This window comes from Nocardia sp. NPDC003183 (assembly GCF_053590715.1).
The window spans coordinates 554,429-578,013 of record NZ_JBSFTG010000003.1 but is presented as its reverse complement, the minus strand read 5'-3'; the positions used below and the strand labels follow the sequence as shown (position 1 = coordinate 578,013).

The following is a 23,585-nucleotide window of genomic DNA, read 5'->3' as shown; positions in this document are numbered from 1 at the left end:
CGCCGAGAGTGAGCGGGCGACGTGCGAGGTGATCGTGCGCGACGGGCACAATGGACCCGTACGATCACCTCGACTCCCCGCAGGAGCTCTCGTGGACAGCGAACAGCGCACACGCGCACAGGCTTTCGTCGATCTGCACCGCGAAGGCTGCTTCCTGCTGCCGAATGCCTGGGATGCGGGGAGTGCGCGAATTCTGGAGTCGGTGGGATTCCCCGCGATCGCGACCACCAGCGCGGGGGTCGCTTTCTCGTTCGGTCGCCCCGACCACGACTTCTTCACCGAGCACGGTGCGCACGGTCGCGTCGATCGTTCGACGATGATGGGGCGGATCCACGAGATCACCACCGCCGTGCGGGTGCCCGTCAGCGCCGATCTCGAGGAGGGGTACGGGCCGGACGCCCAGGAGGTGGTGACCACCCTCTCCCTCGCCATCGACGCCGGTGCGGCGGGCGGCAACATCGAGGACTTCACCGGCGACCGCACCACCCCGCTGTTCGACGAGGTGCACGCGGTGGACCGGGTCCGGGCGGCGCGCGCGGCGGTGGCCGCCAGTGGTGTGCCGTTCGTGCTCGTCGGCCGGACCGACGCGCTGCTGGTGGACGCCGGTCTCGACGAGGCGATCCGGCGCGCCAACTCCTACCTCGCCGCGGGCGCGGACTGCGCCTTCGTTCCCGGGGCGGCCGACGCCGCCACGATCGCCACGCTCGTCGAGGCGATCGACGGACCGCTCAACGTCGTCATGGGCCTGACCGGTGGCGGCCTGTCGATGGCCGAACTCGCCGACCTCGGCGTCCGCCGGGTCACCGTCGGCGGCAGCATCGCCCGACTGCTCTACCGCCACCTCCTCGACGCGGCCACCGAGCTCTCCGAGCACGGCACTTTCACCTACGGCGACACCCAACTCACCCAGACGGCGCTCAACGCCCACTTCACCGCCCGCACCTGACGGGCGAGCTCGCACGGGGGCCTCATCAGGAAGTAGGCCGGGCACCTCGCAGGTCGAGGAGCATGCCGAGGTACCCCATTTCCTGACTTTGGGATTGGGCCATCGCGCGGGCGGCCTGCTTCACCGGACCCGAGGTGAGCAGGGTGTCGGCGGCGCGGGCCATCGTGACGCCGCCCGCGTGATGGCGGTACATCAGTTGCAGGAACAGGGTTTCGGCGTCGGCCGCACGGGCCCCCGCGAGGGTGTCGAGATCGGCGATGGTGGCCATACCGGGCATCGTGGTCGGCGCGGCGCTCGAGTGGTGGTGGGTTCCCGCCATCCAGGTCATCGGGACATCGGCCGTGGGTGCGGCGCCGGCCAGCTGGGTCCAGCCGAGCAAGGTGCCGATCTCCACCCGCTGAGTGTCGGCGATCTGGTCGGCCAGCCTGCGCACGGTGGGATCCGCGGCCGGGTCGAGGCGCTCGGTGAGGATCAGCGCCTGCTGGTGGTGTGCGGTCATGTCCTGGACGAAGCCCAGTTCCGTCGTGGTGAGAACCGGTGCGGGCGTGGCCGTCTCGGTGACGAAGAGCGGTCGCAGGGCCGCCCCGAGTGCCAGCAGGAAGAGGACGGCGGCCCCGGCGAACGCCAGGCGGATCACCCGGTTCACGGTCACGACCCGACCGTGGACTGCTGGTTCGCGGGCGGTGTGTACACCTCGTTGTCGAGCTGCAACACCATGAACCCGTTGTCGGAACAGGTGACATACAGCTGATCGCCACGCCACTCCGGCGGGGACAGGCACCAGTCCGTGGACAGGTCGCCGAACGCGATATCGCCTGCCCGGGCGGTCAGCACCTGCGCGGGATCGAACAACCCCTCGGCCATCGACCGCAGTGCCGCCGGGGCGCTCATCACCGGGATGCCGATGATCGAGGCCAGGGCGTGGGGCGAGTTCCAGATCTCGAGATTGCGTCCGGTGCGGGCAGGCGGGTTGAAGTAGGCGATCTCGCGGATGTCGCCGGGATCGCGGACGTCGAACACCCGGATACCGGAGGAGATCCAGCCGCAGGCCAGGGCGGTCGGGTTGTCGGGACGGTCGGCGGTGCAGTAGTGCGATTCGTAGGAGAACGCCGAACCGCCCATCGAGGAACCGATGCCCGCGTCGATATTGTCGGGCAGGTTGATCTCGAGTTTGATCTTCGCGGTGATCCTGGGCGCGCTGTCGTCGGACACGTCGATGAGTTTCACGCCACCGGAGCCGCCCTCGTCGACCGTGAACAGATGGGGCACACCGTCATAGGTCACGGGCACGCTGTGCTGAGTGGCCCAGCCGTCGGTCCAGAATGTGCGGCCGAGGTGGGGGACATGTGGATTCGGGTCGCGGCGTTGCACCGCGCTCACGTCGAGCACGGTGAATCCGCCCAGGGCGGAGATATAGAGCCGGTTTCCGTCGGGACTCACCCCGAGCCCGTGTGCCTCTATCCCCGTCAGCCCCTGCCAGATCACCCTGGGATTCGCTGGGTCGGTGAGGTCGATCGCACTGAGAAAACCGGGGACCAGGCCCGACGCCCAATACGTACGTCCATCGGGCGAGAAGCCGCCCTCGTGTGTCGTGATCGGCAGCGGCATCAGCAGATTCGAGCCGGTTCCGGGATTGAGCAGCCGGGGATGCGCGCAATCGGAGATGTCGTACACCGACAGGTATCCGGCTCCGATGCCGACCGGCACACCCGTTCCGACGAGCAGTTTGCGAGCCGTGTTGACCTTCAACGTCTCCCAGGTGCCTGCCAGCATGGCGGGTTCGGCCAGCGTCGCGGTCAGCCGCGGATTCGCCGGATCGGAGACATCGAGGACCTGGACGCCGGGGTGCTCGCTGAGCATGTTGCCGGGGAAGAACGTGCCCATGTAGGCGCAGTGCTCGAAACTGGTGGAGGTGATGCCCGCTCCGCGCCCGGCGTAGCCCCCGACCATCGACATGTTGCAGCGATAGCCCTGGGTGCTGCGCCCGCTGTCCCGGTCACCGGCGGGGACGTCGCCCTGCAATCCGGTCTCCGGCAGTGATCCGGGCCCACAGTCGGCCCGCGGCACCGCCGTTCGGCCCACATCGAGGAATTCCTGCACCGCGCCCGTCAGGTCGGCGCCGAAATCGGCCGACGCACCGGACGGCAGGCCGACGGCCACGAGTGCGGTGATCGCGGCCGCCGCCACAGCACGCAGCAGCGAATGTCGTCGGCTGTTCGGCGGTGCCGTGCCGGAATCGCCCGGCGGGTTCGCGGACCCGGCTTCGGGTCGTGTGTCGGTGTGCGGACGTGATGGCATCGTTGCCCTCCCGAATCAAAGATGCGGACAACACAACTGGCTCAGACAGTTGTGCCGCATCACGAATAGTAAGGCGATCGAATGGTTGCCGAAGGGTGTTTCGGGGAACAGGGTGTGGGGCGGGCTCGCGCTTACCTCGGGTCGCCGCCCATACGCTGTACGGTTGCTCTGCACGACCAGCGCGTCTGAAAAGGCGGGGAGTTTCCGCGATCGGAGAGGACTCGGACCCATGTCGAACGATGTCGTAGGAAGTTCCGGCACCGCACCGCCGCCGGGCGGATCGGTAGCCGATGGGTCGCCGGGCAAGCCCAGGCTGGATCTGCTCATCTTCTGCGCCACCGCGATCGGCGCACTCGCCTTCGTCGCCTGGGGTGTCCTCGACGACGAGAGCCTCGCCTCCGCGGCGAGTACCGCGCAGAAATGGGTCATCACCAATACCGGCTGGTTGTTCGTGCTCACCGCCACCGCGTTCGTGGTGTTCGTGATCTGGCTGGCGGTCAGCCGCTACGGCCGGATCCCGCTGGGCGCCGACGACGAGAAACCCGAATTCCGCACCGTGTCGTGGATCGCGATGATGTTCAGCGCGGGCATGGGCATCGGTCTGATGTTCTGGGGTGTGGCGGAACCGTTGTCGCACTTCGTGAACCCCCCGCCGCATACCGCCGAGCCCGGATCACCGGCCGCCGCGGAAGTCGCCATGGCCACCACGCTGTTCCACTGGACACTGCACCCGTGGGCGATCTACGCCGTCGCGGGCCTGGCCATCGCCTACGGCACGTTCCGAAAAGGCCGCTCGCAGTTGATCTCCTCGGTGTTCCGGCCGCTGCTGGGCCGGCACGCCGACGGGATCGGCGGCCGGGCGATCGACATGATGGCGATCTTCGCGACCCTGTTCGGCTCGGCGGCGTCACTCGGTCTCGGCGCGTTGCAGATCGGCGCGGGCATGGAGTTCAACGGCTGGATCGACGGCATCGGAAAGATCGGTCTGGTGGCGATCATCGCGGGCCTGTCCGTGGCCTTCGTGCTGTCGGCGGTCTCGGGTGTCGAACGCGGCATCCAGTGGCTGTCCAACATCAATATGGTGCTGGCCCTTGCCATCGCGGCGTTCGTGTTCATCGCGGGCCCCACGCTGTTCGTGCTCAATATCCTGCCCACCTCGATCGGCGACTACATCGAGAGCCTGCCGACCATGGCCTCACGCACCGGCGCCGGCGACGACGCGATGCAGACATGGCTGTCGAGCTGGACCATCTTCTACTGGGCCTGGTGGATCTCGTGGACGCCGTTCGTCGGCATGTTCATCGCGCGGATCAGCCGCGGCCGCACCATCCGCCAGTTCGTGACCGGCGTGCTGCTGGTGCCGAGCGTGGTGAGTCTGCTGTGGTTCGCGATCTTCGGTGGCGCGGGCATCGCCGAACAGGCCGAACACGGCGACCTCACCGAACCGGACGGCTCGGTCGATTCGAACTTCGCGCTGTTCCACCTGCTGGACCAGTATCCGATCACCTCGGTGACCACGGTGGTGGTGATGATCCTCGTCGCGATCTTCTTCGTCTCCGGTGCCGACGCGGCCTCCATCGTGATGGGCACACTGTCCGAACGCGGCAGCATCGAACCGTCGAAGTGGGTCGTCATCTTCTGGGGCGCGGCCACCGGCGCGGTCGCCGCGATCATGCTGGTGATCGCCGATTCCGACAACCTCGGCGGCGCTCTGACCGGCCTCCAGGCGTTGACCACCGTGGTGTCGCTGCCGTTCCTGGTGGTGATGGTGGCGATGTGTGTGTCGCTGTACAAGGACCTGCGCGACGACCCGCTGATCCTGCGCATGGATCGCGGCATCGAACTGGTCGAGGTCGCCGTCGACCAGGGCACCGAACTGCACGAGGGCGACTTCGCCCTCGTCACCGAGGCCTCGCCGGACAAGGTCGACGTCGCCGACGATCCCCCCGTCGCCGGTACCGAACGCGGCTAGTCCGCAGTGTCGATCCTGGCCTGCGCCGACGACAAGTCGGCGCAGGCCAGCCGCAGGCGGTCCCGCAGTGCGTCAGCGGATTCGGCGATCGCCGCCTGGGATCGGACGTACTCCGCGCGTCCGGCCGGTGTTTCGATGCGCACCGGCTCGTAGCCGAAGCCCGACAGATCGTAGGGGCTGGCCCGCATGTCGAGTTCCCGTGCGGTGCAAGCGAGTTCGAAGCAATCGAGCAGCAGGTCCGAGGAGATCAGCGGCGCGAGCTTGAATCCCCACTTGTAGAGATCCATATTCGCGTGCAAACACCCCGGCTGCTCCCGCTGCACCTGGTCCGCGCGGGTGAGCGGTTCGGCATTGCGCCCCACCGCCTCCGGCGTGAAGAACCGGAACGCGTCGAAGTGCGTGCACCGCAACGACATCGACTCCACCACCGCGTCCGTCCCCGCGTGTCCCAGACGCAGTGGAACCTGCTGATGCCGCACGTCGTCGGTGCGATAGACCATCGCCCATTCGTGCAGCCCGAAACACGACAACTGCGCCGGACGGCGCGCGGTAGCGGTGAGCAGGCCGGACACGAACCCGATCGTGTCGCGCCGCTTGGCCAGGTAGGCCGGATCGGCCGCGAACACTCCGTGCTCATCCGGATGCTCGGCATACCCCCGCGCACCCTTGTAGTCGCCCGCCGCACGCAGCCCGATCCCGAACCCCGGATGCCACCGACGCAGCTGTGAAGGCTTATGGCCGTAGTAGGTGAAAAGGAAATCGATGACCGGATGGGTGGTCCCCGCCGCCCGCCGCTCCAGATACGGCCCGACCAACCGATCGAGCCGGTCACGATGTGCGCGCGCGGCGGCCCGCCACTCGACCGCCGGTAATACCCGCAAGTCGAGAGCGTGGTCGAGGTCGCCGTTCGTGCTCACCTGGATATTCTCCCGCACCGGCTTTCCCCGGCGAATTCGCCCTGAATCAGGTCTCGGGGCGCGACCCCGGCCGGACTACGCATCTCCTGGGTTGCTCGAACGATCCGGGGACTTCCGCATCCGACGAGATCTGTGGTCCCGACGCGCCTATTTGTCGCGCCGGATGACGGCGCGGCAGCGCCGTTCCAGGAGCAGGACGGCCAGGCCGAAGGAGCGGAAGGCCGGATTGGTGGTCTGGCGGTGATAGTAGCGGTAGTAGATCTGCTGGCAGATCACCGCCAGACGGAACAGGCCGAAGACTTCGTAGAAGGCCCACTCGCGGTCGGTGAGACCGATGCCGGTACGGCGACAATAGTATTCGACCACTTCGTCGCGGGTCAGCATGCCCCGAACGTGGGTGGGCTGGCGCCGGAAGAACTTGAAGGCGAGGTTGTCGTCGGCCTGGACCCAATAGGCCAGGGCGCCGCCGAGATCCATCAGCGGGTCGCCGATGGTGGCCATCTCCCAGTCGAGCAACCCGATCGGACGGGTGGGATCGGCGGGATCGAGCACGATGTTGTCGAAGCGGAAGTCGTTGTGGATCAGCACCGATGCGCGATCGGGCGGTTGGTTGGCGGCCAGCCACGCCATCACGGATTCGAACGAGCCGACAGTGCGGGTGCGGGCGCGGCGATAGCGGTCGGACCAGCCCGACACCTGCCGGGTGATGTATCCGGGGCCCTTGGACATCCAGTTCAGCCCTGCGGCGGTGGGGTCGATGGTGTGCAGGTCGACCAGGACGTCGAGCACATTGGTGCACAGCGAGCGCACCCGCGATGCCGTCCAGGAGGGGTCGGGCGGGAGTTCCTTCCTGGGGATGAGACCGTCGAGACGTTCCATGAGGTAGAACGGCGAGCCGAGCACAGTGTCGTCCTCGCACAACGCCACTGTCGGCGGCGCGTAGTCGAACACCGGGCCGAGGGCGGTTTGCACGCGGTACTCGCGAGCCATGTCGTGTGCGCCCTCGGCGCGGTGTCCGCCGGGCGGCCTGCGCAGGATCAGATCGCGCTCGGGGTACTGCACGAGGTAGGTGAGATTGGAAGCGCCGCCACAGAATTGGCGCACCTGTGCGATGCCGGTCAGTGATTCGCCTGTTTCGGCGCGTAGCCAATTCGTCAGGGCGGCGACATCGAAGGCGTCCTCGGTGCGGACGGCACGGGCATCGGCGGGGGAGGAGGACTCGGTCACGTCAGCCGCCGCAGCAGGGACACGGGGAGCAGCTTCACCACGACCGACAGCGGAACCCATGGCCAGGCCGGGACGTAGGCGACGGGTTTGCGTGCTTGGATCGCGCGGACCATCGCGGCGACGCCGGGTTCGGTGTCGACCAGGAAGGTGGTGCGACCTTCCTTGCCGTCGGTCATCTCCGACCGGATGTAGCCGGGGCAGATCAGGGAGATATCAACGCCGGGAATGCGTTCCGAGCGCAAGCCTTCGGCGAGCGCGGCGACCCCCGCCTTGCTCGCGGCATAGGTGGTCATCGACCGGCGCATGCCGCGCAGTGCGGAGAACGAGGAGACGAGGACCAGGTGGCCACGGCCCTGCGCGCGGAACACCGCCAGGGCGTGTTCGCTCTGCGAGAGCGCGCCGACGAAATTGGTGAGGGCGGTGCGCCGGTTGGCCGCGTGCCCACCGGTGCCCAATGCGGCCCCGTGGCCGAGGCCCGCGTTGACCACGACCCGGTCGAGGCCGCCGAATTCGGCCCGGAACTTCTCGAACACGGTCTGCACGGCGGCATCGTCGGTGACGTCGAGCGCGGCGGTGCGCACGACGATGCCGGGGTGGGTGGCGAGGAGTTCGTCGCGCAGCGTGTCGAGGCGGTCGACCCGGCGGGCGCAGAGCCCGAGATCGTAACCGCGCTCGGCGAATTGGCGGGCCATCTCGGCGCCGAGGCCGGAGCTGGCGCCGGTGATGACGATGGTGCCGGTGCTCATCGGGAGGTCTCCTTGTCGTCGGCGGTCGCGATGCGACGGCCCATGGCGGTCAGTTGCCGGTCGTAGAGCGGGCGCAGCAGTCGTTTCGTCCAGAAGGCCACGCGCCCGGGTCGGTCGGTGAGGACGAGGAAGCGGCGCGCGTCGATACCGGCCAGCGCGGCTTCGGCGATGTCGTCGGCGTCGGCCTCGGCGCCGTCGATCAGGCGACGGGCGACTTCGGTCATCAGGGGATCGGCGTTGCCGAGCGAAGACGCCAGATCGGTGCGGAAGAACGACGGGCACACCACCGAGACGTCGATGCCGTGCGGCGCGAGTTCGTAGCGCAGGCTCTCGCTGAGTGCGACGACGGCCGCTTTGGCGGCGGTGTAGGGCGCCATGGCCGGTGGGTGGACGAGTCCCGCCATCGAGGCGATATTGACCAGGTGACCGCCGCCCTGCGCTTCGAACATCGGGGTGAAGGTCCGGCACCCGGTCGCCACGCCGAGGACGTTGACGGTCATGACCCGGGCCCATTCCTCGGCGGGCACCCGGTCGATGCGCCCGCCCGCGGCGATACCCGCGTTGTTGACCAGGATGTCGAGGCCGCCCATGGTGGCCTGCACGGTGTCGCGGGCCCGGTCCCAGTCCTGCTCGGACGTGATGTCCGCGCGCAGATACGAGGCACCCGGCGGGACCACGGCGTCGTCGGCGAGATCGGTGACCACGACGCGGTCACCGCGGGCGGCGAAGCGCCGCGCCAGCGCGGCTCCGAGACCGGATGCGCCACCGGTGATGAGCACTCTGGACATGGTTACCGCCCCTGCCCGTACTCGGCGAGCTCGAGCCGTCCGACCATGTCCAGATGCACCTCGTCGGGACCGTCGGCCAGGCGGATCGCCCGGGCGGTCGTCCAGGCCGCCGACAGCGGCACATCGTCGGAAAGTCCCGCACCACCGTGGATCTGCATGGCGAAGTCGATGACGTCCTGCGCCATCGACGGCACGTGCGCCTTGATCTGGCTGATCTCGCTGAGCGCGCCGAACGCACCGACGGTATCGAGCTTCCATGCCGCGTGCAGGACGAGCAGGCGCGCGGCATCGATCGCGATCCGTGCCCGGGCGATGCGTTCCCGGTTGCCGCCGAGCCGGGCCAGTGGCTTGCCGAACGCGGTCCGCGTCGTCGCGCGTTCGCAGGCCGCGGCGAGCGCGGCCTCGGCCAGGCCGATCAGCCGCATGCAGTGATGGACGCGGCCGGGACCCAAACGGCCCTGGGCGATCTCGAACGCTCGGCCGGGACCGAGGACGATGTTCGCGGCGGGCACACGCACGTCGGTGAACGACACCTCACCGTGCCCGAACGGCTCGTCGTAGCGGCCCATCGCGGGCAGCATCCGTTCGATCTTCACGCCCGGAGTGCCGACCGGTACGAGCACCATCGTGTGCCGACGGTGTTTCTCGGCCTCGGGATAGGTCAGGCCCATGAAGAGGACGACCGCGCAGTCACGATGGCCGATACCGGTGGTCCACCATTTGCGGCCGTTCACGACGACGTCGTCGCCGTCGAGGACGGCGGTGGCCGCCATCGTGGTGGCGTCCGAGGAGGCGACGCCGGGTTCGGTCATCCCGAAGGCAGACCGAATGCTGCCGTCGAGCAGCGGTTCGAGCCACCGCTCGCGCTGCGCGGCGTCGCCGTAGTGGAGCAGCACCTCCATGTTCCCGGAATCCGGTGCGTTGCAGTTGAAGACGTGCGGCGCCAGGAACGAGCGCCCGGTCTCCTCGGCGATCGGCGCGTAGTCGACATTGGTGAGGCCGGTGCCGCCGTCGGTCCCGAAGCGCGCGGCGTACCGGCCGGCATGGGCGGCGGGCAGGAACAGATTCCACAGACCCGCCGCGCGGGCCTTGGCGCGCAGCTCGCCGAGCACGGGCAGGGGATCCCACGGGTCGGCGCCGGTCTCGCGCAGCGCGGCCACGCTGCGGTGATAGTCCGCCTCGATCGGGGCGATCTCCTCGGCGATGAAGCCGCGTACTCGGCCGACCAGGTCGGTGGCGCGGGTACTGGGAGCGAAGTCCATGTCTCTGCTTTCGGTGAAGGGGAACGGCGGCGGGGGATCCCGCTGGAATTCAGGAGGGTCGGTGGGTGAGACCGAGGGCGGATTCGTCCAGGCTGCCCAGCACGAGCGTGCCGTTCGCCTCGGCCACGCCGGTGACCATCGCGTAGTCCGCGCCGTCGCGCTGCAGGTCGTAGACGATGGTCCCGGCGTGATCGACCGCGATCACCCAGGCAGTACGGGCGGGGCGTGGCCTGAGCCGATCGGGTACCCGCCACAACAGTTTTCGCGCGACCGCCGGTGCGGGCAGCAGGCGATCGAGCAGGGGATTGCGCGGTGCGGCCAGCGTGACCCAGATCAGTCCGTCGGAGCCGAGGGCGATGTTGTCGGGGAAGCCGGGCAGGTTCTCGATCAGCACCTCGCGAGTACCGGCTTTCGGGCCGCGCACCCAGTAGCGGTTGAGCCGGTAGGCCGCCGTCTCGGCGACGATCAGCGATGCCCGATCGGGTGCGAAGGCGATGCCGTTGGCGTACTGGAGGTTGTCCAGCAGGGTCGCGGTCGTCCCGTCGTGGGAATGCCGGAACAGGCGGCCGGTACCGGAATGCTCGAGCAGGTCGCCCATCCACAGATCCAGCGGCCAACGGCGCGACGACGCGGTGAAATAGACGGTGCCGTCGCGCGGATCCCCGACGACATTGCTGGCCATGTTCAGCGGGCCGTCGTCGACGGCACCCACCAGGACCTCGATCTCGGTACCGGTCCAGCGCAGCAGGCCGCGGTGCGCGTCGCAGATGAGCAGGGACCCATCGCCGACCGCGCAGAGCCCCAGCGGGCGGCCACCGGTGTTCGCGACCACCTCCACACTCTCGGTGGCGATGTCGACCCGCAGGATCCGGCCGTCGGCGATGCCGGTGTAGACGAGGCCGTCGGCGCCGAGAACCACATCCTCGGGGCCGGCGCCGGGGAGCTCGATCCGCCGGACCGGGGGCATCGGTGGCGTACTTCGGCGCTGCCCGGCGCGGGGAGTCACCGTCGGCGGTGACCACCGAACGGGCGCCATCCCAGGTGCGGACCGAACACCGACGACCATGCGTGCCTCCCACCGATCGAGCGCCGCCCGCTGCCGCGCTCTCTGTGCACATGCCATTCTTGGGTCCAGTCAGCGGCGTTGAAATAGGCGAGGAAACCGAGTTGACTGTGCATATGCACACCAGCGAGCCGGTGCCCGCGCTGGCGCTGGGACCGCACCGGCGCAAGATCGCGGCGCGCATCGCCGCGATGATCGCGGAGGTCGATCCGGCACTCAACGAGATGGCCGCGGACCTGACGCGGCTGTACCGCGACAACATCCCGGTCTACGACCAGGTCGACGCGGCCTCGATCGAGACCAACACCCGTGCCGTGTTGCGCATCGTCGTGGCGCAACTGGGCGACGAAGGAGCCGCGCACGCGGGGTTCGACGAGCTCACCACCCTGGCGAGAACCTGGGCAGACCAGCAGATCCCCCTGGATCTGGTGGCGCACAGCCTGCAGATCGGCGCGCGCCGGATCTTCGAGCTGATCCGTCGCCGCGCCGCCACGCACGGGGTGCCTGCCGCCGAGATCGACGAGATGCAGGACCTCACCTGGGAATGGGCGACCGCGTCCGCCACCGCCGTGCACCGGGTGCTGCGGGAGCGGGCAGTGGCCGGGGCCGCGCGGCGCGCCGACTTTCTGCGCAGCCTTGTCGACGGCACGGTAGCGCCCGCGGTGCTGCGCGCCGAGGCGCGCGATCACCGGCTCGATCCCGAGCATCGGTACCGGATCGCCTGCGCCGCGTGGAACGGTACCGCCGCGGCGACGGACCTGCTCGCCGCGTTGCGAGCGCGGGGTTCGACGGCGAAGCTCCCGGTCGTCGACACGGTCGTGGATCAGCATCTGGTCGCCCTGCTGCCGCGGACTCCGGACGCGTTGCCGGAGGGCAGCGTGGTCGCGGTCGGCTCCGCGGTATTGCTCGGTGACGCCACGGCGTCGTACCGGCAAGCGCGGCGCGCGTTCGACCTCGCGGTGCGGCACGGCAGGAGCGGCCTGGTCGATCTCGGATCGCTGGGCCCGCTGCCGCTGCTCGGGGAGGCCGAGGGCACCGCGCGACTGCTCGCGGACAAGCATCTCGCGCCGCTGCGACGCCATGCTGGGGCCGAGGAGATACTCGGCACGGTCGAGACCTACCTCGACTGCGATCAACGCGTCGACGACACGGCGGCCAGGCTGTACCTGCACCGCAATACCGTCCGCAATCGGCTCACGCGCTTCGCCGACCTCACCGGCCTCGATCTGGGCCGGACCGACGACCTCATCGTCGCCTGGTGGCTCCTGCACCGCGATCCGGACTCGCCTCCGCCGTCGCGCTGACCGGCGATGCGTTCGGGATCGCGCCGCGGTGCCGCGGTAGCCACCTGACGGCAGCGGTAGCCACCGGTGAACAGCACAACTGCTGGGCCGACGCTGTCAGGTGCCGGTGTGGAACGCCCGCCGGTATCTGTCCGGCGAGTCGAGCGGGTGACGTCAGCTCACCCGGGCGTCGTGCGTCAGCACACCACCGGTGCTGACGGGGGCGGCGAGTGATCCGGCGAGCATGTCGATGATCTCTGCCCACGCCTGTGTATCCGTGGCCCGTGCATCCCCTGCTTCGGCCGCACGTTCGTGATCGGCCAGGAGCGCGAAAAGCATGGTGGTCAGCGCCCGTAGCCGCCGAACCCGCAATCGTGGTGGCAAGGCGCTGAGCTCGCGGTCGAGGCCCTGCATGATGACGCGCACCGACGTGCGCCCCGCGCTGTCGAGATTGGTCGCATCCGAGATCGACGGATGGGGTTGGATCTGTTCGAGAAAACGCGCGTAGTGGCGAATTCCGTGCCGCTCGCCGAGCTCGAACATCGGCACCACCAAGGCTTCGAGCAATCCGTGCAAGCCTGGTGGCCGACCCGAGCCCGCTTGTTCGGCGAGCAATTCCAGCCGCCGCACTTCCAATGTCGCCAGCCGGAACTCGACCACCGCCGCGATGAGCCCGTCGCGGGACCCGAAGTGATACTGGATCACTGAATTGTTTCGCTGACCCGCGGCAGCGGCGATATCGCGCAGCGGTACCGACCGTCCGTGCTCGGCGATCAGACGCTCCGCCGCGACGATGAGGCGTTCCCGCGCTGCTGTTGCTGCCACAGATCGAACAGTAGCCGTTCATCAACAGGATTGAGAAGTACTCATTGACAGTTAAGCGAAATCTCTTAAAGATGCAGTGTGACCGCAGCCACATGCGGCCATCTCAGAGAGGAGCTTGCACCATGATCCTGGATGCCTTCCGGCTCGACGGTCGCGTTGCCATCGTCACCGGAGCGGGCCGCGGTATAGGCGCGGCCACCGCGCTCGCGCTCGCCGAAGCCGGTGCCGACGTCGCCATCGCCGCCCGCACCACCGAACAGCTCGACGAGGTCGCCGGGAAGATCCGTGCCCTGGGCCGCCGTGCTGTGACCGTGACGGCGGATCTCGCCGACCTGGCCGCGGTGAAGGCCTTCGCCGACACCGCCGCCGCCGAACTGGGCCGTATCGACATCGTGGTCAACAATGTCGGCGGCACCATGCCCAATACCTTCATGACCACCTCCCCGGAGTTCCTGGAGGAGGCTTTCCGCTTCAATGTGTCCACCGCGCACGCGCTCACCCAGGCCGCGGTGCCGCACCTGCTGGAGTCGGACAACGCCTCGGTGGTCAGCATCTCCTCGATGATGGGCCGCACCGCGGGCCGTGGCTTCCTCGCCTACGGCACCGCCAAAGCCGCTCTCGCGCACTGGACCAGGCTGGCCGCCACCGATCTGTCTCCACGCATCCGCGTCAATGCCATCGCGGTGGGGTCGGTACTCACCTCCGCGTTGGATGTCGTTGCGAGTCAACCCGAGATCAAGGCCACGATGGAAGCCGCGACCCCGCTGGGTCGGCTCGGCGAGCCCTGGGAAATCGCGGCGGCCATCGTCTACCTCAGTTCACGCGCGGGCGGCTATGTCACCGGCAAGATTCTCGAGGTCGACGGCGGCATCGAAAGCCCCAATTTCGAACTCGGCCTGCCCGACCTGTGATCCACTCCCGCGCAAAGGATCTGACATGACCTACCGTGTAATCCAATGGAGCACCGGAAACGTCGGTGCGCGAGCACTGCGTTCCATCATCGCCCGGCCCGAACTGGAGCTCGTCGGCGTGTGGGTGTCGAGCTCGGCCAAAGCCGGGAAGGACGCGGGCGAGCTCGCCGGGCTGTCCGTCGACACCGGCATCACCGCCACCACCGATGCCGACGCCCTGCTGGCCCTGAAACCCGACTGCATCGTGCACACCGCGATGGCCGACGACCGGCTGATGGAATCGGTCGAGGACCTGAAACGGTTCCTGCGCGCCGGCATCAATGTGGTCTCCAGCAGCCCTGTCTTCCTGCAATACCCGTACGGCACCCTGCCCGACGAGGCGATCGCCCCGATCGTCGCGGCCGCCGAGGAGGGCGGTGCGTCCCTGTGGGTCAACGGCATCGACCCGGGCTGGGCCAACGACTGGCTGCCCCTGCTGCTCTCCAGTGGCTCCGAGCGGATCGACCGCATCATCTGCTCGGAGATCATGGACTACTCCACCTATGACAATCCCAAGGTCGTCTTCGACATCATGGGATTCGGCAGTGACCTCGATGCCCTGCCCATGCTGCTGCAACCCGGCGTCCTCACCCTTGCCTGGGGCAGCGTCATCCGGCAGCTCGCCGCCGCGCTCGACATCGAACTCGATTCGGTCACACAACATTTCGAACGGTTGCCGGCCACCGGTGATCTCACCGTCGGCGACCACACCATCGCCGCGGGTACGGCCGCCGCGCTGCGCTTCCAAGTCCACGGCATCCGCGCCGACCGCGAGGTGCTGACTCTCGAGCACGTCACCCGTCTGCACCCCGACCTGGCTCCCGATTGGCCACAGCCGACCGGAAAGGGTGGCTACCGCGTCGAAATCCAGGGCGAACCCGACTACCGCCTGGACCTGCAGCTCACCAGCGACGGTGACCACGCTCTCGCCGGTGTGGTCGGCACTGCTGCCCGCCTGGTCAGTGCCGTCTCGGCGGTGGTCGAGGCCCGCCCCGGTCTGCTCACCGCCACCGATCTACCCCTCACCACCGGCCGTGGACTGATGTCCTGACGGCCCGCTGTCCCGCGACTCGAATGGTGCCGAAAATCTAGAACACGTTATAGTTCGGCTGATCGGGCGACGATGCGGTCGGCCCGTGCTCGGAAGGGTGGACAAGTGCGGGCCTGGGATGACGCAGCCGATGTCGTAATCGTCGGATACGGCGGAGCGGGTGCGGCCGCAGCGCTGGCCGCGCGGGAATCCGGCGCCGAAGTGCTGGCCGTCGACCGGTATCTGGGTGGCGGCGCTACGGCGCTGTCCGGTGGCATCGTGTACGCGGGCGGCGGCACCTGGGTGCAACGCGACGCGGGCATCGACGACGACGTCGACACCATGCTCGCGTACCTGCAGGCCGAGGTCGGTGACGCCGTGAGCGCCGCGACGCTGCGCCGATTCTGCGAAGAGTCCCCGGCGATGATCGACTGGCTGACCGGGCACGGCGTGCCCTTCCAGCCCTCGGTGTGCCCGTACAAGACGTCCTATCCGACCGATGACTACTACCTGTACTACTCGGGCAGCGAGAACTCCGGCGGTTACCGCGATCTCGCGAAACCGCGTCAACGCGGTCACCGTACGCACGGTCCCGGCGTCTCGGGCAAGGCGCTGTTCGGGCCGCTGGCGGCGTCGGCGGCCGAGCACGGCGTTCGCGTCCGTACCGGAACCAGGGCGACTCGGCTCGTTGTCGAGGACGGGCGCGTGACGGGCATCGAGGCGCTCACGATCGCCGACGCGCCCGCGGCGGTACGGCGCCGATTCGCCGCGCTCGCCCGGATCTCGGCGAAACCCGGTGTGTATCACCAGGGTTTGCGCCGGGCGGTGGAAAAGCTGCTGGCCCGGATCGAGCGCAGATACGGTGTGCCGGTCCGGATCCAGGCGAGATCCGGCGTCGTGCTCACCACGGGTGGGTTCATCGCGAACGGGGAGATGGTCGCACGGCACGCCCCCGCGTATCCGTGGTCGCAGGGACTGCCGCTGGGGAGCGCCGGCGACGACGGCAGCGGCATCACCATGGCGCTCGACATCGGTGCGGCGAGCGGCAAGATGGACGCGCTGTCGACCTGGCGGTTCATCGCGCCGCCCAGCGCCTTCTTCGGAGCGATCGCGGTGAATGCCCTGGGCGAGCGCATGATCGACGAGTCTCGCTACGGCGCGGCCCTGGGCGCGGCCATCGCCGCCAGTTCGGGTCATCGCGCGTGGCTGCTCGTCGACGCGGAGCTGGAGGCCGAGGCTCGCGGTCAGATCGGTACCCAGTCGGTGTGGTTCCAGCGAATGCAGACCGAGCGTTTGCTGCGGATCGGGCGCGTCTCGGGGAACACCGTCGAGGAGGTGGCCGCACGCGCCGGTATCGACCGGTCCGCCCTGCGTGCGACCCTCGACGCGCACAACCGTGCCATCGAGGACGACCGCCCCGATCCGCTGGGCAAGCCCGACGACATCCGCCGCCCGCTGCGCACCGGACCGTTCGCCCTGCTGGATATCTCGTTCAAGGCGCGGCTCACCTATCCGATGCCGATGCTCACCCTCGGCGGCCTGCTGGTGGACGAGGACACCGGCGCTGTGCGCCTCGAGAGCGGGGGAGTAGTGCCGGGACTGTTCGCCGCGGGGCGCGCCGCGGTCGGGGTCTGTTCGAACTCCTACATCAGTGGCCTCTCGCTGGCCGACTGCATCTTCTCGGGGCGGCGGGCGGGCACCCACAGCGCCCGGCCGCTGCTCCCTCGATGAGCACCCGCCGACGCCGGCTGATCAGGCGGGCATCCGATCCGGCGGGCCGCTCGCTCGCTCGATCCCGGTGACGAACGCGCTGACCTCGGCCAAGGCGGCGACTGCTTCGGGGACGGCCAGATAGCCGGCCTGGAAGACGTGGACTTGGCCGGGCCAGATCTGCAGGTCACAGCGCACTCCGACGCGGCGGGCGGTCGCCGCGAGGTGTTCGGCGTCGGCCTGCAAGACCTCGAGCCCGCCGACCTGGATGAGCATCGGCGCAAAGCCGGGGACGATCCCCGCCGCGACGTCCAGGCGAGGATCGGCGAGGTCTGACCCCGCCACGTACATGCCGACCAGCCGGTTGCCGGTGGTGGCCGAGGCGTACGGGTCGCGTACGCCCGGTTCCTTCGTCGCGGCCAGCCCGAAGGTGGGGTCGGCCACCGGCGAGAACAACACCAGCCCGGACGGTTGTGGAAGTCCGCGCCGGGCCAGCTCACCGGCGAGGGCCAGTGCCAGGTGCCCGCCCGCAGAGTCTCCGGCGACGACGACGTCGGCGGGTCGATGCCCGCGGGCGAGTAACCAGAGGTACCCACGCAGCGCGTCCTCGTGTGCCGCGGGAAACGGGTCCTCGGGCGCGAGCCGGTACCGTGCGGCGAACACGGGGCGTCCGCTCGCGCGACCCACCCGCCCGACCAGGCCGCGGTGGGTGCCCGGCGAACAGGAGAAGTACGCACTGCCGTGCAGGTAGTAGACGACCGGCTCGTGTGGCTCGGGTACTGCGTTCACCCATTCGCCGCGGACCGCGAATTCGGTGTCCGCGTGTTCGTGGACGGGAAAACGCGCCACCGTCCAGGACGGCATGACCAGGCGCAACCCGTGCATTGCCGCGCGTCCGATGCGGACGCCCGCGCGAGTGGCGGGAAGCCGCGAGCCCAGTCGGCGCACTGTCAGCAGCATGACCGCCGCCACGATTCGGCTGGCGCGCGACGGTGTCGCGCTGAGATTTCGATCCATGCCGTGCATCATCTCGGGAAACAGGCCAACTGACAAGAACTCATGTCAAAATGCCCGATTGTCCTGTACTTTGTTGACATGACTTCATGTCAAAATTGGGACAGGCAATGAAAGGGCAGGTCATCGCGGTGACCGGCGGTGCGCGTGGGATCGGGAGGGAGATCGCCGCGCAGCTCGCCCGCGCGGGCGAGCGCGTCGCGATCGGCGACATCGACGAATCGGCGGCCCGCGCCACCGCGACGGAACTGGGTGCGCAGGTGCGGGGCTTCGGTGTCGATGTCGCCGACCGGGTTTCGTTCGCGGCGTTCCTCGCCGCCGTCGAGCAGGTGTGGGGACCGCTCGATGTGCTCGTCAACAACGCCGGGGTGATGTGGGTCGGCCCGTTCGATCGGGAACCCGAGGCGGCGCGGCGACGACAGTTCGACGTGAACGTGCACGGCGTCATCAACGGGGTGACCCTCGCCGCACCGGCCATGCGTGCGCGAGGCGCCGGGCACATCGTCACTGTGGCCTCCGCCGCGTCGAAGCTCGCCCCGCCCGGTGAGTCCTCCTACGCCGCGACCAAGCACGCCGTCTTCGGCTACCTGAGCGGGGTCCGCGCGGAACTGCGCGGCAGCGGGGTCGAACTCTCGGTGATCATGCCGACCGTCGTGGACACCGAATTGGCGACCGGCACCGCCACCGGCGCGGTGGCACTGCTCCAGCCCGCCGACGTTGCCCGCGCCGTCCTCCGGACGATCGAACACCCGCGATTCGAAGTGACAGTGCCCCGCTACATCGGAGCGCTGCTGCGCGCGGTGAACGTGCTCCCGGCCGCCCTGCGCGACCGTGTCCTGCTCGGCATGGTCCCGGATCAGGTTGCCGCCGTTCATGATTCATCGAGTCGGGTCGACTATGAACACAAGGTCTGTGGCCCCACCGAACCTCCACCCACGCCGACGACAGGAAACCGGACATGACCACAACCGACGCTCTCGGCCACATCCGGCCGATACCGGAGTTCGCCGGTGTCCACGACGTGTGGCCGCGCGGCGACCGGCTCGAGGCGGTGCGCGAAGGCGCGCGCCGCTACCGCGAGCGGTTCCTCCGGCAGGGGCAGGTGCGTGCGGTCAAGAGCTTCGACATCGCCGCCGCCCCGTATCCGCAGCGATTCGCGTTCCAGGGCTATTCGATCGGCCCCAACCCGATGATCTCGATCATCAACCGGATGTTCGTGGTCCAGTTCGAGGGATTCGACGGCACGCTCCGAACGCTGGTCTGGGAGCCCACCGTCGCGGCCGGATCGGGCAAGGCCCCGTTCTACGCGAAACTGCAGAAGCTCTCGCGCACGCTGCGCGCGGAGTCGCTGTTCGTCAAGTACTACAACGATCCCGAGGCGGTGCTGCCCCGGCTGGGCCTGCGCAACGAGGATGTCGACTACGTCAGCTTCGACCATCTGCACGTGCAGGACATCCGCATGATCATGGGCAGCGACGTGCCGATCGACGGAGAGTCCGGCCCGCGTGACCCGCTGTTCCCGAACGCGCGGATGCTCGTGCAGCGCACCGAACTCGGCACGCTGGAATCGGTGCACCCGATGCAGTGGGCATGGTACGTCGACGGCGGTATGGACGGCGTCCCCGCCGAGCGGCTGCAAATCCTCGACGGTGACGTCGAGTTGGGTGTCGGGGTGAGCCTGCTGTGGACACCCGGGCACACCGACGGGAACCACTCGCTGTGCGTGAACACGCCCGACGGTGTGTGGGTGTCCTCGGAGAACGGGATGGCCGCCGACAGCTGGCAACCGGAACTGTCCAGGATTCCCGGGGTCCGGCAGCAGGCGCAGTTCTACGGCCGCGAAGTCGTCCTCAACGCGAACACTCTCGAAGACTCGCTGGATCAATACGATTCCATGGTCAAGGAGAAGACCATGGCTTCCCGGTCACCGCGCGATCCGCGCTGGCTGCAAGTCATCGCCTCCTCGGAATGCGCGAACTGGAAGCGGCAGTGGCCGGTCGTGCCGACTTTCACCCACGGCGGACTCGACTACGGGACGATCGCGATCCCACCGCGGGCCGATGACTAGGATGGAGACCTTCTAGATCAGGTAGCCGGATGCGGGAGGACAGTGACCGAGACCGACGCTCCGTCCGGGAACCGAGCTCCGTCGCGCCGCTACGGTGGGCGGGACAAGGAGAGTCGAAGCGCTGAGCGTCGAGACGCTCTCCTCGCGGCCGGCCTGGAACTGTTCGGCACCATCGGCTATCCGGCGTCCTCGGTGAAGAAGATCTGCGACCGCGCGGGTTTGACCGAGCGGTACTTCTACGAGTCCTTCACTCATCGTGAGGCATTGCTGCGCGCGGTCTACGACGGTCAGATCGACCAGGTCCGCGCCGCGACCTTGGCGGCGCTCGCGGGTGCCGAACCCGATCTGGCTCCCCAGGCACACGCCAGTGTCGACGCCTTCGTTCGGACCGTGGCCGCGGACCCGCGCCGCGCCCGGGTCATCTTCATCGAGGTCGTGGGAGTCAGCGCGGAGCTCGAGGTGCACCGGCGCGCGGTCATGCACGAATTCGCCCAGCTGATCGCCGGTTTCGCCGACGCCTACTTCCATGTTCCCGCCACCGATCGCTTGGCGATCGCGGCAATGCTGTTCGCCGGCGGGATGACCGAGCTGATGGTGGACTGGACGCTGGCCGACGCACCCTTGCCGCTCGACGAACTGATCGACGTCGCCGTGAGCATTCTGATCCACGGCCTCGGGACGCTGGATCGCCGACCCGGCGACCAGGTGTAGCCGGGTCGGCGATCCGCCAGGCCCCTCGGCACACGAAAACGGCCCGACCGGTTGGTCGGGCCGTTTTCGCGATCCGGGTTATTCGGCGAGGCGGTGGGTTCCGTCGCGCACGGTGCCCACGAACTCTTCGATCAGGTCCTCCAGGGCGACCACGCCGACGGTGTTGCCGCGGCTGTCGACCACCCGTCCCAGATGGCTGCTGGTACGGCGCAACCGGGCCAGCGCCTCGTAGAGCGGAGTTCCGGTGCTCACCGTGGGCAGCGGGCGGATATCGGTGCGGGGGATGACGGTGTCCGGGCCCGCGTTGTCGTCGGCGACCTCGTCGAGGACGTCCTTGATGTGCAGGTAACCCACCAGGGAGCCGTCGGAGGCGGCGACCGGGTAGCGCGAGAAACCGGTTTCGGACACCGCTGCCTCGACCTCACCGAGGGTGGTGCCGTTGCCGATCAGCGGCACCGATCTGGCTTGGGCCAGCGGCACCATCACATCGCCGACGACCTGGTCGGAGGTGCCGAGGGCCTGCGTGAGCCTGCGGTGTTCCTCCTCGTCGAGCAGCCCCTCGGAGCGGGATTCGCCGATCATCTCGGCCAGTTCCACCGTCGAGACGGTCGCGTCGAGTTCGTCCTTCGGCTCGATGCGCATCATCCGCAGCGTCATGTTCGCGGCCAGGTTGTACAGCGCGATCAGCGGTCGGGCGATCCGCAACCACACCAGGTGGACCGGCACCAGCAGCAGTGCCGAGCGTTCCGGACCGGCCAGGGCGATGTTCTTCGGCACCATCTCGCCGAGCAGGATGTGCAGGATCACCACCACGGTGAGCGCGAGCGCGAAGCCCACCGGGTGCAGCAACTCATCGGGCAGGCCGAGCAGTTCGAACGGGCGCTCGATCAGGTGCGCGATCGCGGGCTCGCCGACGCGGCCGAGCAGGATCGAGCAGATGGTGATGCCCAGCTGAGCCGCGGCGAGCATGATCGACAGGTTCTCACCCGCCTCGATCACCGTCTGCGCCTTCTTCTTGCCTTGGGCGACAAGGGCTTCCAGCCGATCACGGCGGGCGGAGATGAGGGCGAACTCGGCGGCGACGAAGAACGCGTTGCCCGCCAGGAGTACGACGGTCAGCAAGATTCCGAACAGGTCACCCATGAGCGTTCTCCCGTGCCGAGAGGGCGGCCGCGTCGACGGGGATCAACCGCACCCGGTCGATGCGCCGTCCGTCCATCCGTTCCACCCGGGCGATCCAGCCGCCCCCGGAACCGCGGGATTCGGGCAGCACCGCTTCGTCGCCGGTCACCGGAATGCGGCCGAGCTGGGCCAGTACCAGCCCGCCGAGGGTTTCGTATTCGCCCTCGGGTGCGTCGTAGCCGGTCGCGCGCGACACCTCGTCGATGCGCATCAGACCCGAGCAGTCCCAGCCGTCGGAGACCCGGCGCACATCGCGCTCCTCCTCGTCGTGCTCGTCGCGCACGTCGCCGAGGATCTCCTCGATCAGGTCCTCCATGGTCACCATGCCCGCGGTGCCGCCGTATTCGTCGACGACCAGAGCCACCTGCATGCCGTCGGCGCGGACGCGCTCGAGGACTTCGTCGCCGTCCAGGCTGGCGGGCACGATCGGCACCGCGACGGCGAGGTCGCTGAGCTGGATCTGCTTGCGCAGCTCACCCGGGTGGGTGAACGCCTGCTTGACGTGCACCACGCCGAGCGTGTTGTCGAGGTCGCCGTCGACCACCGGGAACCGGGAGTAGCCGGTGCGCGCGGCGGCGGCGATGAGATCGGCGATGGTGTCGTGGCGGTCCAGCGATTCGACCTTCACGCGCGGTGTCATCAGGTCCTCGGCGCTGCGCTCACCGAATTCCAGCGAGCGGTCCATCACCTGCGCGGTGCGCTGATCCATCGCGCCACGCATGGCGGAGGTGCGCACCAGCGAACCGAGTTCCTGAGGCGAGCGGGCCGAGCGCAGTTCCTCGGCGGGTTCGATGCCGAGCCTGCGGACCACCCAGTTGGCGGCGCCGTTGAGAAAACGGATGAGCCACTTGAACAGGGCGGAGAAGCCGATCATCGGACCCGCGGTGAGCCGGGCGACCATCATCGGCTCGGCGATCGCGATGTTCTTGGGCACCAGTTCGCCGTAGATCATCGACAGCGAGGTCGCGATGATCAGGGCCAGCGCCAAGGCGACGCCGTGCGAGGCGTTTTCGCTCAACCCGATGCCGTCCAGCAGCGGATCGAGCAGCCGGGCCAGAACGGGTTCGGCGATGTAGCCGGTGATCAGCGTCGTGATGGTGATGCCGAGCTGAGCGCCGGAGAGCTGGAACGACAGGGTGTGATGGGCCTGTTTCACCAGGCGTGACTGGGTGTCACCTTCCCGAGCGGCCGCTTCGACGGTGCTGCGTTCCAGTGCGGTGAGGGAGAACTCGGCGGCGACGAACAGTGCCGTTCCGAGAGTGAGTGCGACAAAGCCGAGCAGGCTGAGCACGGTCAGAACGATGGACATCCTCAGCACCACCCGAGTGGGGGCGCGGTAGGGAAACCGGGGGATCGAACGGACGCTGCGGAAAGGAGGACGCCGGGTTTGTCACCCGGCTCCGTAGAGGAGCCCTCCTGTGTGGCGCCCTTGGACGCGGGTGACAACTGGATCCTTTCGAGGCGGGAGTCGAGCATGTGCCGTGATCGGCAACTCCATAGTAATCCGTGCCCACCCATGATGCGTCAGCGGCGCGGCCCCGGCACGCCGACGGCGGCCGATCGAAGGGTTCGATCGGCCGCCGCGGGCGCGGT

Annotated in this window: 21 protein-coding genes; 9 read left to right on the top strand and 12 right to left on the bottom strand. The window is 68.6% G+C overall.

All coding sequences use genetic code 11. The annotated features are described in order from the left end of the window. Window positions 1-91 precede the first annotated feature (91 nt). Window positions 92-946, top strand: coding sequence for an isocitrate lyase/PEP mutase family protein (locus ACWDXS_RS14555; protein ID WP_449965791.1), 855 nt, complete (start codon window positions 92-94; stop codon window positions 944-946). Between the two features lie 25 nt (window positions 947-971). On the opposite strand, the gene ACWDXS_RS14550 is transcribed toward ACWDXS_RS14555, so the two are convergent. Together ACWDXS_RS14550 and ACWDXS_RS14545 are read right to left on the bottom strand one after the other, a co-directional pair. Beyond that, window positions 972-1,598: a DUF305 domain-containing protein gene (locus ACWDXS_RS14550; protein WP_449965788.1), complete on the bottom strand. Its 627-nt coding sequence runs from the start codon at window positions 1,596-1,598 to the stop codon at window positions 972-974. Continuing rightward, window positions 1,595-3,244: an LVIVD repeat-containing protein gene (locus tag ACWDXS_RS14545; protein WP_449965785.1), complete on the bottom strand. Its 1,650-nt coding sequence runs from the start codon at window positions 3,242-3,244 to the stop codon at window positions 1,595-1,597. The genes ACWDXS_RS14550 and ACWDXS_RS14545 overlap by 4 nt, the downstream gene beginning before the upstream one ends. Before the next feature lie 229 nt (window positions 3,245-3,473). Between ACWDXS_RS14545 and ACWDXS_RS14540 the strand changes: the two genes are divergently transcribed. Beyond that, window positions 3,474-5,216, top strand: coding sequence for a BCCT family transporter (locus ACWDXS_RS14540; protein WP_378995238.1), 1,743 nt, complete (start codon window positions 3,474-3,476; stop codon window positions 5,214-5,216). On the opposite strand, the gene ACWDXS_RS14535 is transcribed toward ACWDXS_RS14540, so the two are convergent. The 6 genes from ACWDXS_RS14535 to ACWDXS_RS14510 all read right to left on the bottom strand — a co-directional run bounded on the left by ACWDXS_RS14535 (window position 5,213) and on the right by ACWDXS_RS14510 (window position 11,123). After that, entirely contained in the window at window positions 5,213-6,133 is a 921-nt protein-coding gene (locus ACWDXS_RS14535; protein ID WP_449965781.1) for a 3-methyladenine DNA glycosylase, read from the bottom strand. The two genes, ACWDXS_RS14540 and ACWDXS_RS14535, sit on opposite strands and share 4 nt — an antisense overlap. Before the next feature lie 147 nt (window positions 6,134-6,280). Further along, complete coding sequence (locus ACWDXS_RS14530) at window positions 6,281-7,360, bottom strand: phosphotransferase family protein (protein WP_449965779.1); 1,080 nt, start codon at window positions 7,358-7,360, stop codon at window positions 6,281-6,283. Beyond that, on the bottom strand, window positions 7,357-8,106 hold the full coding sequence (locus ACWDXS_RS14525) for an SDR family oxidoreductase (RefSeq protein ID WP_449965776.1): 750 nt from the start codon (window positions 8,104-8,106) through the stop codon (window positions 7,357-7,359). The genes ACWDXS_RS14530 and ACWDXS_RS14525 overlap by 4 nt, the downstream gene beginning before the upstream one ends. Further along, window positions 8,103-8,894, bottom strand: a complete 792-nt coding sequence (locus tag ACWDXS_RS14520; RefSeq protein WP_449965773.1) for an SDR family NAD(P)-dependent oxidoreductase — start codon at window positions 8,892-8,894, stop codon at window positions 8,103-8,105. The genes ACWDXS_RS14525 and ACWDXS_RS14520 overlap by 4 nt, the downstream gene beginning before the upstream one ends. 2 nt (window positions 8,895-8,896) lie before the next feature. After that, window positions 8,897-10,156: an acyl-CoA dehydrogenase family protein gene (locus ACWDXS_RS14515; RefSeq protein ID WP_449965770.1), complete on the bottom strand. Its 1,260-nt coding sequence runs from the start codon at window positions 10,154-10,156 to the stop codon at window positions 8,897-8,899. A 49-nt stretch (window positions 10,157-10,205) separates the two neighbouring features. Then, window positions 10,206-11,123, bottom strand: coding sequence for an SMP-30/gluconolactonase/LRE family protein (locus tag ACWDXS_RS14510; protein ID WP_449965767.1), 918 nt, complete (start codon window positions 11,121-11,123; stop codon window positions 10,206-10,208). 206 nt (window positions 11,124-11,329) lie between these two features. On the opposite strand from ACWDXS_RS14510, the gene ACWDXS_RS14505 reads away from it, so the two are divergent. Beyond that, window positions 11,330-12,523 (top strand): PucR family transcriptional regulator, encoded by a 1,194-nt coding sequence (locus ACWDXS_RS14505; RefSeq protein WP_378995345.1) that lies wholly within the window; start codon window positions 11,330-11,332, stop codon window positions 12,521-12,523. Window positions 12,524-12,676: 153 nt separating this feature from the next. Here ACWDXS_RS14505 and ACWDXS_RS14500 read toward each other — a convergent pair whose 3' ends face one another. Continuing rightward, the gene (locus ACWDXS_RS14500) at window positions 12,677-13,327 is read right to left on the bottom strand and encodes a TetR family transcriptional regulator (protein WP_449965764.1); all 651 of its coding nucleotides are present in this window, start codon (window positions 13,325-13,327) and stop codon (window positions 12,677-12,679) included. Between the two features lie 122 nt (window positions 13,328-13,449). Between ACWDXS_RS14500 and ACWDXS_RS14495 the strand changes: the two genes are divergently transcribed. The 3 genes from ACWDXS_RS14495 to ACWDXS_RS14485 all read left to right on the top strand — a co-directional run bounded on the left by ACWDXS_RS14495 (window position 13,450) and on the right by ACWDXS_RS14485 (window position 17,038). Then, on the top strand, window positions 13,450-14,238 hold the full coding sequence (locus ACWDXS_RS14495; RefSeq protein ID WP_379318348.1) for an SDR family oxidoreductase: 789 nt from the start codon (window positions 13,450-13,452) through the stop codon (window positions 14,236-14,238). Window positions 14,239-14,263: 25 nt separating this feature from the next. Continuing rightward, entirely contained in the window at window positions 14,264-15,328 is a 1,065-nt protein-coding gene (locus tag ACWDXS_RS14490) for an NAD(P)H-dependent amine dehydrogenase family protein (RefSeq protein ID WP_449965760.1), read from the top strand. Window positions 15,329-15,400: 72 nt separating this feature from the next. Then, window positions 15,401-17,038 carry an FAD-binding protein gene (locus tag ACWDXS_RS14485; RefSeq protein WP_449965757.1) on the top strand — a complete coding sequence of 546 codons (1,638 nt, stop codon included), beginning with the start codon at window positions 15,401-15,403 and terminating at the stop codon, window positions 17,036-17,038. Between the two features lie 21 nt (window positions 17,039-17,059). On the opposite strand, the gene ACWDXS_RS14480 is transcribed toward ACWDXS_RS14485, so the two are convergent. Next, on the bottom strand, window positions 17,060-18,034 hold the full coding sequence (locus ACWDXS_RS14480) for an alpha/beta hydrolase (protein WP_449965754.1): 975 nt from the start codon (window positions 18,032-18,034) through the stop codon (window positions 17,060-17,062). A gap of 86 nt (window positions 18,035-18,120) precedes the next feature. Here ACWDXS_RS14480 and ACWDXS_RS14475 point away from each other — a divergent pair, with 86 nt between their 5' ends. The 3 genes from ACWDXS_RS14475 to ACWDXS_RS14465 are packed head-to-tail and all read left to right on the top strand — an operon-like array spanning window position 18,121 to window position 20,810. Further along, window positions 18,121-18,993, top strand: a complete 873-nt coding sequence (locus ACWDXS_RS14475) for an SDR family oxidoreductase (protein WP_449965751.1) — start codon at window positions 18,121-18,123, stop codon at window positions 18,991-18,993. After that, window positions 18,990-20,099 carry a hypothetical protein gene (locus ACWDXS_RS14470; RefSeq protein WP_449965748.1) on the top strand — a complete coding sequence of 370 codons (1,110 nt, stop codon included), beginning with the start codon at window positions 18,990-18,992 and terminating at the stop codon, window positions 20,097-20,099. Before ACWDXS_RS14475 ends, ACWDXS_RS14470 begins: the two co-directional genes overlap by 4 nt. 42 nt (window positions 20,100-20,141) lie before the next feature. After that, window positions 20,142-20,810: a TetR/AcrR family transcriptional regulator gene (locus tag ACWDXS_RS14465; RefSeq protein ID WP_378995206.1), complete on the top strand. Its 669-nt coding sequence runs from the start codon at window positions 20,142-20,144 to the stop codon at window positions 20,808-20,810. Between the two features lie 78 nt (window positions 20,811-20,888). Here ACWDXS_RS14465 and ACWDXS_RS14460 read toward each other — a convergent pair whose 3' ends face one another. Both ACWDXS_RS14460 and ACWDXS_RS14455 read right to left on the bottom strand, forming a co-directional pair. After that, window positions 20,889-21,953 (bottom strand): hemolysin family protein, encoded by a 1,065-nt coding sequence (locus ACWDXS_RS14460; protein WP_378995204.1) that lies wholly within the window; start codon window positions 21,951-21,953, stop codon window positions 20,889-20,891. After that, the gene (locus ACWDXS_RS14455) at window positions 21,946-23,301 is read right to left on the bottom strand and encodes a hemolysin family protein (protein ID WP_379317440.1); all 1,356 of its coding nucleotides are present in this window, start codon (window positions 23,299-23,301) and stop codon (window positions 21,946-21,948) included. Before ACWDXS_RS14455 ends, ACWDXS_RS14460 begins: the two co-directional genes overlap by 8 nt. Between the last annotated feature and the right edge of the window lie 284 nt (window positions 23,302-23,585).

Bases quoted from the DNA above. Each gene is read 5' to 3' on its own strand.
- ACWDXS_RS14545 (WP_449965785.1), bottom strand. From the start codon at position 3,244: ATGCCATCACGTCCGCACACCGACACACGACCCGAAGCCGGGTCCGCG.
- ACWDXS_RS14540 (WP_378995238.1), top strand. From the start codon at position 3,474: ATGTCGAACGATGTCGTAGGAAGTTCCGGCACCGCACCGCCGCCGGGC.
- ACWDXS_RS14525 (WP_449965776.1), bottom strand. From the start codon at position 8,106: ATGAGCACCGGCACCATCGTCATCACCGGCGCCAGCTCCGGCCTCGGC.
- ACWDXS_RS14520 (WP_449965773.1), bottom strand. From the start codon at position 8,894: ATGTCCAGAGTGCTCATCACCGGTGGCGCATCCGGTCTCGGAGCCGCG.
- ACWDXS_RS14515 (WP_449965770.1), bottom strand. From the start codon at position 10,156: ATGGACTTCGCTCCCAGTACCCGCGCCACCGACCTGGTCGGCCGAGTA.
- ACWDXS_RS14510 (WP_449965767.1), bottom strand. From the start codon at position 11,123: ATGCCCCCGGTCCGGCGGATCGAGCTCCCCGGCGCCGGCCCCGAGGAT.
- ACWDXS_RS14495 (WP_379318348.1), top strand. From the start codon at position 13,450: ATGATCCTGGATGCCTTCCGGCTCGACGGTCGCGTTGCCATCGTCACC.
- ACWDXS_RS14490 (WP_449965760.1), top strand. From the start codon at position 14,264: ATGACCTACCGTGTAATCCAATGGAGCACCGGAAACGTCGGTGCGCGA.
- ACWDXS_RS14485 (WP_449965757.1), top strand. From the start codon at position 15,401: ATGCGGTCGGCCCGTGCTCGGAAGGGTGGACAAGTGCGGGCCTGGGAT.
- ACWDXS_RS14480 (WP_449965754.1), bottom strand. From the start codon at position 18,034: ATGGATCGAAATCTCAGCGCGACACCGTCGCGCGCCAGCCGAATCGTG.
- ACWDXS_RS14475 (WP_449965751.1), top strand. From the start codon at position 18,121: ATGTCAAAATTGGGACAGGCAATGAAAGGGCAGGTCATCGCGGTGACC.
- ACWDXS_RS14470 (WP_449965748.1), top strand. From the start codon at position 18,990: ATGACCACAACCGACGCTCTCGGCCACATCCGGCCGATACCGGAGTTC.
- ACWDXS_RS14460 (WP_378995204.1), bottom strand. From the start codon at position 21,953: ATGGGTGACCTGTTCGGAATCTTGCTGACCGTCGTACTCCTGGCGGGC.
- ACWDXS_RS14455 (WP_379317440.1), bottom strand. From the start codon at position 23,301: ATGTCCATCGTTCTGACCGTGCTCAGCCTGCTCGGCTTTGTCGCACTC.